Source organism: Fontimonas sp. SYSU GA230001 (assembly GCF_040066175.1).
Classification (GTDB): domain Bacteria; phylum Pseudomonadota; class Gammaproteobacteria; order Nevskiales; family Nevskiaceae; genus Solimonas.
Genome location: NZ_JBEAAM010000008.1, coordinates 82,863 through 94,327, shown reverse-complemented (window position 1 = coordinate 94,327; position 11,465 = coordinate 82,863). Strand labels below are relative to the sequence as shown.

Sequence of the window (11,465 nt, the reverse complement as noted above, 5' to 3'; positions counted from 1 at the left end):
TGCATACTATCCGGTATGCACCGGTGCCGCCTTGGCCGCTGCGCAGCGCCGGCTGGCGCAGGGGACTTTGGCACGCTAGCCGAGGCACAATGCGCCGGGATCGGAGAACTCTCGGGGGTGTGCAGTGGCTTGGATCGCGACGGCGGGCGACGCGCGCTGGATCGGACGCCTGTATCGGCAGACCGCGCAGTGCGAAGCCGCTGCGCTGCGCCACTGGGCGCTCGATCATCTCGCCGCCTCCGTCCCCTTCGACGCTGCCGTGTGGGGCACCCGACGCCGCGACCACGAGCGCCTGACGGCCACCACCGTGCACCAGCTCGGCACGGCGGCGCTGCAACCGCTGCTGCGTCTGGGCGTGCGGCACTGGGTCGCACCAGCCGGCCGCGGCAGCGACGGCGACGCCGCCGTGGTCCGCCAGTTCGATCTCGCCGAGACCTCCCCGCGGGACGCCGACGCCGCCGAACTCGCCACGCTCGGCTGGTCGCAGCTCTTCGTGCTGCTGCAGCCGCAGCCGGGCACGCTGTTCGTCACCGTGCTGTGCCTGCTGCGCGCCAAGGGCGGCTTCTCCTACGAGGAATGCGAGCGACTGCGCCTGCTGCTGCCGCACCTGGCCGAGGCGGAGACCCTGGCGCTGGAACAGCGCCTGGCCCTCGACGCGCGGCTGGCGCGCGCCGGGCGCCGCAACCGCGGCCCGGCCTGCCTGGTCGATGCCAGCGGCGCCGTGCGCGCGATGGCGCCAGGCTTCCGCGAACTGCTGCGCAAGCAGCAGCCGCACTGGAGCGGCCTGACGCTGCCGGCATCGCTGCAGGCGCAGGCACGCGCCCACGTGGACACCGGTGCCGCCGAGTTCGATGCCCTCGGCCTGCACGCCCGCATCAACGCCGCGGAGGACGACCTGTACCAGCTGCACGTCCGTCCCTGCCATCCCTTCGACCGGCTCACCGCCCGCGAGCACGACATCGTCAAGGCGATGGTCGAGGGCGAGAGCTACAAGCTCGTCGCGCGCCGCCTCGGCGTCAGCGCCTCGACCGTCGCCAATCACGCCTCGAACATCTACCGCAAGCTCGGCGCCCTCAACCGCGACCAGGTGGTCTCGCTGGCCGGCTCCTTCCGCGGCGAGTCCGACGACCCGCGCGTGTAGGAATCGCGCCGCACCCAGACCGCCGCAGCGGCCGCCGGGAGCTTTCATCTAGCCGGATTCACGGCGGTTTTTGATCCAGATCAATCTTTGTCGGCTTTTTCCTACACAAATCGGCGCGGCTGCCACAACTGCGGCAAGTACGTCAATGATCTGGTCTATTTCGCGGCATAAAAGGAACGGGCACATTGGCCACACCGGTTGAGTGCTGGATGCAAGCAACCGGTGACACCGGACCTCGATGCTCTGAGGGTTGGGGCTCCGGGACTCGGGTTCCACACATCAATCTTGGAGTACGGCCTATGTTGACCATCCTGCGTTCCTATCTGGACTTCTATCGCGATACCCGCGGCCTCACCACCGTCGAATACGCCGTCGCCGGCGGCCTGATTGCCGCGGCGGTGATCGCGGCCTTCATCCTGCTCGGCCAGAACGTCGATACCGAGATCCGCGGCATCGCCGGCCAGATCGGCTGAGGCGAGTCAGGCCCGCTCCGGCATCCGTGGGCGGACGGTACGACGCCGTCCGCCCACGGCGGCGGAGAGCGGTCCGGTCACGACGACAGGTTCGGGCCGGAATGCCGGCCGGTCTGCCTGATCGCGTCGGCACGCAATGGAGAGTTGAAGATGCTGGAGCTTCTTCACACCCTGCTGGATTTCCACCGTGACGAAAGGGGCTTGACCACGGTCGAGTATGCCGTCGCCGGGGGACTCATCGTCGCCGCGCTGATCGCCGCCTTCGTCCTGCTCGGCAACAACGTCGGCGCCGAGATCACGCGCGTCGCCGGCCAGGTCGGCGGCTGAGGCGGACGAGTGCCGTGACTGCCATCCACCTCCATCCGATTTCGCCTGAGTGCTAGCGCCTCGGCTCGTCCATGACCACACCCGCGATCCATCCACTGCTCGTGCTCAGCCTGCTGCTGATTCTCGTCATCGCGGTGCGCGGCGATCTGCGCGAGCGGCGAATCCCCAACTGGCTGAGCCTGGGCGGCATCGGGGTCGGCGCGGGACTGCAATTCATGCTGCACGGCACGGCCGGGCTGTCGGCGGCGCTGTACGGCGCGCTGCTCGGCGGGCTGCTGCTGCTGCCGCTGTGGCTGTTGCGCGGCATGGCCGCCGGCGACGTCAAACTGATGGCCGCAGTCGGCACCCATCTGGGGCCGGTCGCGGCGGTCGTGGCGACGATGGCGACGCTGCTGGTGGGCGGCATCGTCGCGCTGATCCTGTGGTGGCGCCACCACGCGGCACGCGCGTCCCAGCCGGGCCGCGGGCCCGCGACGTTTCCCTACGCGCCCGCGATCGCCGCGGGCAGCGTGCTGACCCTGAGCCTGCCGCTGCTGCGCAGGCTGGTCGCCGGCTAGACCGCGCCATGGGCACCGTCGATCTCCGCCACCCGATGATGCCCGACACCAACGGCATCCCCTTGTGCGCGGCCCCGGTCCAGCCGTTCGCGGCACCGCGGACCCTGGCCGAAACCGGCCTGCCGACGACACTGCTGGGCGCCCTGCTGGCCAAGCACCTGCTGCTCGGCGGCGAACAGACCCAGGGCGCGCTGGCGGCGCGGCTGGCGCTCGCCGAACCGATCATCGCCGAACTGGTCGCGGTGCTGCTCGCCGCCGACCAGCTGTACGTGCTCACCGGCGCCGACGGCGATCTCAAGGTCGGCCTGCAGGCGAGCGGCCGCGGTTACGCCGCCGCGGCGCTGGCGCAGGACGGCTACGTCGGTCCGGCCCCGCTCGCGCTGCCGCACTACCAGCAGCTGGTGGCCGCCAACTCGGGCAGCGACCGTGTGGTGACCCGCGCCGACATGCACGCCGCCTTCGCCGACGTGGTCGTGCCCGACGACCTGCTCGATGCGCTCGGCCATGCGCTCAACTCGCCGCGGCCGGTCCTGGTCCACGGGCCTTCGGGCGCCGGCAAGACCTATCTGTGCGAACGCATCGCCAAGCTGCTGCCGGGCAGCACACTGGTGCCCTTCGCGATCGCGGTCGGCGAGCGCTGCGTGGCGCTGTTCGACCCCGCCTTCCACGACGTGCTGGACAGCCGTGGCAACCAGGACCCGCGCCTCGTGGTGTGCCGGCGGCCCGCCCTGACCACCGGGGCGGAACTGAGCCGCGACATGCTCGACATCAGCATCGACGCCCTGCATGGCATCGCCCAGGCACCGCTGTGGCTGCGCGCCAACAACGGTCTTCTGATCGTCGATGACTTCGGCAGGCAAGCCGTGCCGCCGGACGAACTGCTGCGCCGCTGGGCGCTGCCCATCGAGGCACGCCAGGACTGGGTCCGCCTCGACGGCCGGCTGGCCGCGCCGGTGCCCTTCGACGTGCGGCTCGTGCTGGTCACCAACCTCGCCGTCGAAGGCATCGACGGCGACGCCTTGCGCCGCACCGTCGGTCCGCGCGTCGCCGTCGGCGGACTCGCCGACGCGGACTTCGTCACGCTCTGGCACCGGACCTGCAACCGCCTGGGCGTCCGCTTCGACGCCGAGCTGCCGCGCTATGCGCTCGAACACCTGTACGCACCGCGCGGCCTGTCGCCCCTGCCGGCTCATCCCGGCGCGCTGCTCGAACACATGCGCGGCCTGGCGCGTTACGAGGGTGCGGGTACGCCCGCACCGCTGGACCTGCTGCATCTCGCCTGGACCGCCTGCTTTCCCGATACGGGCGAACAGGCCCGGCACCCGGCGCCAGTTTCTCACCGGACACATTGAACAAGAACGGAGACGCCCATGGCTCTACGCAGATCAACCCTTCCGACCGTCCTCGCCCTGCTGCTCGGCGTCGTCGCCGCGGTGCTCGCCGCGCGCTGGATGCAGCAGCGCCTGGCTGCCGTCGAAAGCGCGCGCAGCAGCACCACCGCGGTGGTCGTCGCCGCCAAGACGATTCCGTTCGGCGAAAGGATCCGCGAAGGCGACGTCAAGACCGTCGCCTGGCCGACGATGGAGCTGCCGTCCGACAGCTTCAGCGATCCGACGCAGGTCGTCGGGCGCTTCGCCAACCAGAAGTTCCTGCCGGGCGAGATGATCCTCAAGCCGCGTGTCGTCGAGCAATCGGCCGGCAATCTGCTCTCGACGATGATCGAGCCGAACATGCGCGCCGTGACCGTGCGCGTCAACGACGTCATCGGCGTCGCCGGCTTCCTGCTGCCGGGCAACCGCGTGGATGTGCTGGCGACGCGCATGAACGAACAGCGCCGCGCCGAGACGCGCACGCTGCTGCAGAACCTGCGCGTGCTCGCGGTGGACCAGACCACGGCGCAGGCCGGCAAGGATGAGCCGGTCGTGGTGCGCGCGGTCACGCTGGAAATGTCCCCGGAGCAGGCGGAACTCCTGGTGTCCGCCACCGAGGAAGGCACGGTGCAGCTGGCACTGCGCAACCCGGATGACACCTCGGTCGCGGTGCGACCGGCACCGCCGTCAACGATCCCGCTGGAAGAACCGCCGCCGGCCGCGGCCGCGCCGGCACCGGCGGTGCGCAGGGCCGCCGCGCCCAAGGCGCCGCCGCCCAAGGACACCGTCACGGTGATCCGCCAGGCACAGACCAGCGAAGCCGAGACCAACAAGTAATCCAGGCCCCGACGCCAACCGGACCGACGCCCGCGCGGGCCGCACCTCACCGAGCTTTCAGGAGCACATCATGAAGACCAAAGTTTCCCGGAGCCTGCTGATCGCGCTGTGCGCGAGTCTCGGTGCGCTGGCACCGCAGTTCACCACCGCGCAGGCGGCCGCGCCGGATGTCCGCGCGGTGACCACGGGCCAGCCCGGCCCGTTCGCGGTGCGGCTGTACAAGTCGGTGGTGCTGTCGTTCCCGCGCTCGGTCAAGCAGGTCTCGGTCGGCAACCCCGGCGTCGCCGACATCCTGATCCTGCGCGGCCAGCAGCTCTACGTGGTCGGCAAGAACCTGGGCACGACCAACGTGGTCGCCTGGGACGCCGACGGCAACATCATCAGCAGCTTCGACGTCGAGGTCACGCACGATCTCGACACCCTCAAGGAGAAGCTGCATGCGCTGCTGCCCGGCGAGCCGATCAAGGTGCACTCGGCGCAGGAGAAGGTGATCCTGAGCGGCCAGGTGTCGAGCCTGGCGCGCATGAACGCCGCCAAGGAACTCGCCGAGAGCTTCCTACCGGACTGCATCCGCGCCGTTTCCGATGCGCCCGAGGCACAGGGCAAGCGCAGCAGCGCGGGCACCGGCACCGATCCGTCGTGCAAGAAGGGCGCCGTCGTCAACCTGATGCAGGTCGGCGGCGCGCAGCAGGTGATGCTCAAGGTCACGGTCGCCGAGATGGCGCGCAGCGTGATCAAGCGCCTCGACGCCAACCTCAACGTGCTCGACTTCGGCCGCCATGTCAGCGGCGGCGCGGTGTCCGGCGGCGCCACCTTTCCCGACGCGCTCGATCCGGACGGCCTGCGCGTGCCGCTGCTGGGCGAGCTGAGCAACCAGTCGAACATCATCGGCCCGGCGCTCAAGGAGTTCGCACCGACGACGCCGGTGATCGACTCGACCGGCCTGTTCCTCAGCTACCTGTCCGGCGAGACCTATCTGCAGGCGGTGCTCGACATCTCCAAGCAGAACGGCCTGGCCAAGATCCTGTCCGAACCGACGCTGACGACACTCACCGGCCAGGAGGCGCAGTTCCTGTCCGGCGGCGAATTCCCGATCCCGGTGCCGCAGGGCGGCAACTCCAGTTCGACGACGATCGAGTTCAAGGAATTCGGCGTCGGCCTGCGCTTCGTGCCGATCGTGCTCGATTCCGGTCGCATCAACCTCACGCTCAACGTCAGCGTCAGCGAGATCTCCGGCGACAACAACGTCGTGCTGCGCTCGACCAACACGGCCAGCACCTTCTTCATCCCCTCGCTGACCAAGCGCAGCGCGTCCGGCACGGTGGAGCTCGCCGACGGCCAGAGCATGGGCGTCGCCGGCCTGATCAATGACAACCTGCGCAGCTTCGTCAACCGGCTGCCGGGCCTGGGCGACCTGCCGATCATCGGCGCGCTGTTCCGCAGCCAGCAGTACGTGTCCGGACAGACCGAGCTGGTGATCTTCGTCACGCCGTACCTGGCCAAGCCGATCGCGCCCGACCAGATCGCGCTGCCGACCGACAGCTTCGTGCCGCCGGGCGACCTCGAGTTCTACCTGCTCGGCCGCACCGACTCGCTGCGCAGCGCGCCGCTGCGCAAGAAGCCGGCCCAGCTCAATGTCGGCCACGACCTCAACCCGTAAGCCGCGCACCGCATCCAACCATTTCCGGAGCACGCCATGACTATCTCGATCCGCCTGGCCAGCCTGTCCAGCCTCGTCCTCCTCGCCGGCTGCGCGGGCAGCCCCCGGCATGAGAACGATCCCGCCTTCGGCAGCTCGGTGCGCCAGATGATCCAGGCGCAGATCTACAACCCCGCCGCCGCCGAGAACCCGCCCGCACAGGCACCGGACGGCATCGACGGCCCGCGCGCCGAGAACGTGCTGCAGACCTACCGCGCGGATGTCGACAAGCCGGCGCGCGCGCACGAGGCGATCCAGATGCAGGTTGCGAACTAAAGTCACGGACGGAGCACGACGGTGAACGCCCCGACCCTTCGACGGCCCGCGCGCCAGCGCGGCGTCGCCGCCATCCTGGTCACGGTCAGCGCGCTCGCGCTGATCGCGATGGCGGGCCTGGCGCTGGATCTGGGCGTCGCCTACGTCGCCAAGTCGCGGCTGCAGAACGCGCTCGATGCCGCGGCGCTCAGCGGCGCCAAGATCCTCAACGACACGCGCAGCGTGAGTCTCGCCACGACCGCGGCGCAGACCGATTTCGCCGCCAACATGGGATCGATCAGCGTCACCGTGGCGGTCTCCACCTCGCCGACCCTGACGCCCTTCGCCAGCGGTCCGAACCCGCGCTTCCTGCGCGTGTCGGTCGCGGCGCTGCCGGTCGCGCTGCGCCTGGTCAGCGCGCTGCCGGGCATCGGCGATACGCTCAACGTCGCCGGCAGTGCGGTCGCCGGACCGATCCCGCTGGGCGGCACGATCTGCTCGGCACTGCCGGTCGCGCTGTGCGGTACCAACAACGACACCGACTGCTCCGACGGCGCCTGCTACGGCTACACCGCCGGCGCCGCCAACGAGATCGAGTTCAAGGGCGACAACACCAGCCTGAAGTCCGGCAACTACGGCCTGGTCGAGCTGAGCTGCGGCACCGGCGCCAGCTGCGTGCGCAGCGGCATGGCCGGCGGCGAGGAATACTGCTTCACGATCGGCGGCACGTTGGTCACCGAGCCCGGCGTCAAGCAAGGACCGACCTCCCAGGGTCTGGACACGCGCTTCGGCATCTACGCGGGACCGACCAGTGCCGCCCAGTATCCACCGGACGTGGTCACGGCCAACTCGCCGGTGATCTTCTACAACACCTACCTGAGCCTGCTCTCCAGCGGCGTGTGGAACTACCCGTCGCCGCCGGGCCGGCCGCAGCGCCGCGTCGTCACCGTGCCGGTGATCAACTGCAGCACGCCGGTCACCGGCCGCTCCACGGTGCCGCTACTCGGCGGCGCCTGCGTGTTCCTGACCCGGCCGGTCAGCTCCAGCGGCAGCATCTACGGCCAGCTGATCACCGCCTGCGAGGCCGACGGCAGCGTGCCGACCAATCCGGACCCGGCGAGCCCGTACTACAAGATCATCCTCTACCGCGACCCGGCTTCGTCGCAGAGCTGACGGCCATGAACACCTCACTGCAATGCAGAACGATGCGCAGACAGGGCGGTTCGGTCGTGGTCGAGGCGGCGATCGTGCTGCCGCTGCTGCTGCTGCTGGTGCTGGCGACCGCGGAGTTCGGCCGCGCGCTGCTGCACTACAACACGCTGCAGAAGACCGTGCGCGACGCCACGCGCTACGTGGCGGAGAACGCAATCAACAGGAACACCAAGCTGATCGACCTGACGCCGACGCTGATCGCGACCACGCGCAACCTCGCCGCCTACGGCTCGCCGTCCGCGGGCACCGCGCTGCTGCCGGGGCTGGCGCCCGCCAACGTCACCGTGACGTCGCCGGATGCGTTTCACGTCCGCGTCAGCGCGACCTACACCTATCGGCCGATCTTTGCGACGATCCCGACTTTCGGACTGGGTAGCGGCAACATCAGCGTGCCGACGACCCTGACCAGCGCGCAGACGATGAGGGCCCTGTGATGCGCCGCCGCCAGAGGGGACTGACCACGGTCGAATTCGCCTTCGCCGGCGTCGTCGTGCTGGTGCTGCTGTTCGCGGTGATCGAGATCGGCCGCGCGATGTTCGTGTGGAACACGCTCGGCGAAGCCACGCGCCGCGCGGCGCGGCTCGCCGCGGTATGTCCGCCCGGACACGCCTCGGTGCTGCGCGCGGCGCTGCTCAACAACCCGGACGGCAGCTCGACCAGCAACCACATCCGCGGCCTGACCACTGCCAATGTCAGCGTCGAGTACCTGAACGGTGCCGGCGCGGCGACCGCGGTCATCGGCAACATGGCCTTCGTGCGCGTGTCGATCACCGGTTTCACGCACACGCTGCTGATCCCGTTCCTGACCCAGACGCTCACCGTGCCGCCGTTCCGGACCACCGTGCCGACCGAAAGCCTCGGCTACGTGCCGGAAACCGGCACGCGGACCTGTCCCGGCGGCTGAACATCCCATGACCCGAATCCCACCGATGACCGTTCTGCACAGGAGCCCGCTCCGATGAAAACAAACTCCGTGCTCATCGCCTGCCGCGCCAAGGCCGGCGGCGAGGCGATCCGCCAGCTGCTGGAGGGCCAGCCCGACCTCGACGTCAGCCTGGCGGTGGTCGAGCAGGGCCACGCCGATCCGCTGCATGCGCAACGCGGGCTGCCGGACATCCTCGTGCTGCTCGTCGAGGACAGCGCCGACGACATGCTGCGCGCGCTGGGCGCCCGCTCCCAGAACGAGCGGCCGCCGACGATCGTCATCGCGCCGGCCGGCGACGCCAACCTGATGCGGCGCTCGATGCAGATCGGTGCGCGCGACTATTTCAGCCCGCCGGTGCAGAAGGACGAACTGCTCAACGCACTCAAGGAGATCCGCCGCGACTTCGGCGTGCTGATTCCCGAACCCGCCGGGGCGCGCGGCAGCCTGATCGCCGTGATCAACGCCAAGGGCGGTTCCGGCGCCTCGACCATCGCCGCCAATCTCGCCCATCTGCAGGCGCTCGAATCGCAGGCCGACGTGGCGCTGGTGGACCTCGACCTGCAGTTCGGCACGCTGCCGCTGGCCTTCGACATCACCCCGCACCACTCCCTGCTCGACACGCTGCATGACATCGGCCGTCTCGACGCCAAGACCCTGCGCACGCACGCGGTCCGCCACAAGAGCGGCGTGTCCATCTTCAGCGCGATGTCGGAGCAGATGGCCCTGCCGTGGGAACAATCGGCGCAGTCGCTGCGCCAGTTCCTCGACCTGGCACGGCGCGCCTATGGCACGGTGTTCGTCGATCTGCCGCGGCAGATCGACCCGCTGACCACCGTCGCGCTGGAACAGGCCGACCGCGTGCTGATCGTCATGCAGCAGAGCCTGGCGCACATCCGCGACACCAAGCGCCTGCTGCGCATCCTGTCGTCCGGCATCGCCGTGCCGAGCGCCAACGTCACCGTCGTCGTCAACCGCTATGTCGAGAACACCACGCTCGGCAGGAAGGAGATCACCGACGCGATCTCGCCGCCGCAGCTGCTGGAGCTGCCCAACGACTTCAAGACCGTCTCGGAGGCGCAGAACGTCGGCGTGCCGCTGCACGAGCTCGACAAGAACTCGCCGATGACCAAGGGCTTGTCGAACCTGTTGACCCAGCTCATGCAGCCGCCCGGAGAGACCCCGCAGAATGCACCCAAGAAGCGCGGCCTGCGCGCCCTCTTTGGTGGCAACTGACGGAGCCAGCCATGAACAACGACGACTTCAGGCGCAAGCTGGCGGACTGGGGGCTGGTCGGCAAATCCGCCAAGCCGCCCGCGGGCGAGACCCGGCGGCCAGCGGCCGAGCCGGCGTCCGCGGACAGCACGCCGGCGTCCAACGGCCAGGCGTCGATGGAAACGATGTGGAAACACCGCATCCACGATCGCCTGCTCAAGACCATGGACCTGTCGGCGATCGACCGCACCGACGAGCGCCAGGCACGCGCGCAGATCCGCGACCTGGCGCAGCAGGTGATGAACGAGCAGCAGGTGCCGCTGCCCGCTCCGGCCCGGCAGCGCATCGCAACGCAGATCGAAGACGAGATCCTCGGCCTGGGTCCGCTCGAACCGCTGCTCGCCGATGAAACGATCTCGGACATCCTGGTCAACTGCTGGGACAACGTGTTCGTCGAACGCATGGGCAAGCTGGAACGCACCGACATCCGCTTCCGCGACGACCAGCATCTGCTGAGCATCATCGACCGCATCGTCGCGCGCGTCGGCCGCCGCATCGACGAGTCGTCGCCGATGGTCGATGCACGCCTAGCCGACGGCTCGCGCGTCAATGCGATCATCCCGCCGCTGGCGCTGGACGGCCCGCTGCTGTCGATCCGCCGCTTCACGGTCAAGCGCCTGGGCATCGAGCAGCTGATCAGCTACGGCATGCTCACACCGTGGATGGCCGAAGTGCTGTCGGCAATCGTGCGCGCGCGCCTCAACGTGCTGATCTCCGGCGGCACCGGCAGCGGCAAGACCACGCTGCTCAACGTGCTGTCGAGCTTCATCCCGCCGCAGGAGCGCATCCTGACGATCGAGGATTCCGCGGAACTGCAGCTGCAGCAGCCGCACGTGGCGCGGCTGGAGACGCGGCCGCCAAACATCGAAGGACGCGGCGAGGTCACGCAGCGCGACCTCGTGCGCAACGCGCTGCGCATGCGCCCGGACCGCATCATCGTCGGCGAGGTGCGCGGCGGTGAAGCCTTGGACATGCTGCAGGCGATGAACACCGGCCACGACGGCTCGCTGACGACGATCCACGCCAATTCCCCGCGCGACGCGCTGTCGCGCATCGAGAACATGGTGGCGATGACCGGGCTCGAACTGCCGGCGATGACGGTGCGTTCGCAGATCGCTTCGGCGATCCAGGTGGTGATCCAGGTCGAGCGCATGGAGGATGGCAAGCGCCGGCTGGTCAGCATCCAGGAGATCCAGGGCATGGAATCCTCGGTGATCACGATGGCCGAGATCTTCCGCTTCCGGCGGCGCGGCATCGACAAGTCCGGCAACGTCATCGGCCAGTTCGAGGCCACCGGCGTCGTGCCGCGCTTCCAGCAGCGCTTCCAGCAGCGCGGCATCGACGTCGATCCGGCGACCTACGATCCGCACCGCCACGGCGACAAGGAGGCCTGAACA

At 69.3% G+C, this 11,465-nt stretch carries 13 protein-coding genes; all 13 read left to right on the top strand.

The genetic code is table 11. The features are described from left to right. The first annotated feature begins 124 nt into the window (after positions 1–124). The 13 genes from AAG565_RS05170 to AAG565_RS05110 all read left to right on the top strand — a co-directional run bounded on the left by AAG565_RS05170 (position 125) and on the right by AAG565_RS05110 (position 11,462). Complete coding sequence (locus AAG565_RS05170; RefSeq protein WP_348818488.1) at positions 125–1,141, top strand: LuxR C-terminal-related transcriptional regulator; 1,017 nt, start codon at positions 125–127, stop codon at positions 1,139–1,141. A gap of 299 nt (positions 1,142–1,440) precedes the next feature. Continuing rightward, positions 1,441–1,614: a Flp family type IVb pilin gene (locus AAG565_RS05165; RefSeq protein ID WP_348818487.1), complete on the top strand. Its 174-nt coding sequence runs from the start codon at positions 1,441–1,443 to the stop codon at positions 1,612–1,614. Positions 1,615–1,764: 150 nt separating this feature from the next. Next, on the top strand, positions 1,765–1,941 hold the full coding sequence (locus AAG565_RS05160; RefSeq protein ID WP_348818486.1) for a Flp family type IVb pilin: 177 nt from the start codon (positions 1,765–1,767) through the stop codon (positions 1,939–1,941). 71 nt (positions 1,942–2,012) lie between these two features. Next, entirely contained in the window at positions 2,013–2,498 is a 486-nt protein-coding gene (locus AAG565_RS05155; RefSeq protein ID WP_348818485.1) for a prepilin peptidase, read from the top strand. A gap of 8 nt (positions 2,499–2,506) precedes the next feature. Further along, positions 2,507–3,850: an AAA family ATPase gene (locus AAG565_RS05150; protein WP_348818484.1), complete on the top strand. Its 1,344-nt coding sequence runs from the start codon at positions 2,507–2,509 to the stop codon at positions 3,848–3,850. An 18-nt stretch (positions 3,851–3,868) separates the two neighbouring features. Next, positions 3,869–4,705, top strand: coding sequence for a Flp pilus assembly protein CpaB (gene cpaB, locus AAG565_RS05145; protein WP_348818483.1), 837 nt, complete (start codon positions 3,869–3,871; stop codon positions 4,703–4,705). A gap of 70 nt (positions 4,706–4,775) precedes the next feature. Next, complete coding sequence (locus tag AAG565_RS05140; protein ID WP_348818482.1) at positions 4,776–6,365, top strand: type II and III secretion system protein family protein; 1,590 nt, start codon at positions 4,776–4,778, stop codon at positions 6,363–6,365. Positions 6,366–6,401: 36 nt separating this feature from the next. Further along, a complete protein-coding gene (locus AAG565_RS05135) occupies positions 6,402–6,680 on the top strand; it encodes a hypothetical protein (RefSeq protein WP_348818481.1) in 279 nt (92 codons plus the stop codon). 21 nt (positions 6,681–6,701) lie between these two features. Further along, positions 6,702–7,832 (top strand): TadE/TadG family type IV pilus assembly protein, encoded by a 1,131-nt coding sequence (locus tag AAG565_RS05130; protein WP_348818480.1) that lies wholly within the window; start codon positions 6,702–6,704, stop codon positions 7,830–7,832. A gap of 5 nt (positions 7,833–7,837) precedes the next feature. Further along, entirely contained in the window at positions 7,838–8,305 is a 468-nt protein-coding gene (locus AAG565_RS05125; RefSeq protein ID WP_348818479.1) for a TadE/TadG family type IV pilus assembly protein, read from the top strand. After that, positions 8,305–8,775 (top strand): TadE/TadG family type IV pilus assembly protein, encoded by a 471-nt coding sequence (locus AAG565_RS05120; RefSeq protein ID WP_348818478.1) that lies wholly within the window; start codon positions 8,305–8,307, stop codon positions 8,773–8,775. The genes AAG565_RS05125 and AAG565_RS05120 overlap by 1 nt, the downstream gene beginning before the upstream one ends. Positions 8,776–8,829: 54 nt before the next feature. Then, a complete protein-coding gene (locus tag AAG565_RS05115) occupies positions 8,830–10,029 on the top strand; it encodes an AAA family ATPase (RefSeq protein ID WP_348818477.1) in 1,200 nt (399 codons plus the stop codon). Positions 10,030–10,184: 155 nt separating this feature from the next. Next, positions 10,185–11,462, top strand: a complete 1,278-nt coding sequence (locus AAG565_RS05110) for a CpaF family protein (protein ID WP_348818564.1) — start codon at positions 10,185–10,187, stop codon at positions 11,460–11,462. Positions 11,463–11,465 lie beyond the last annotated feature (3 nt).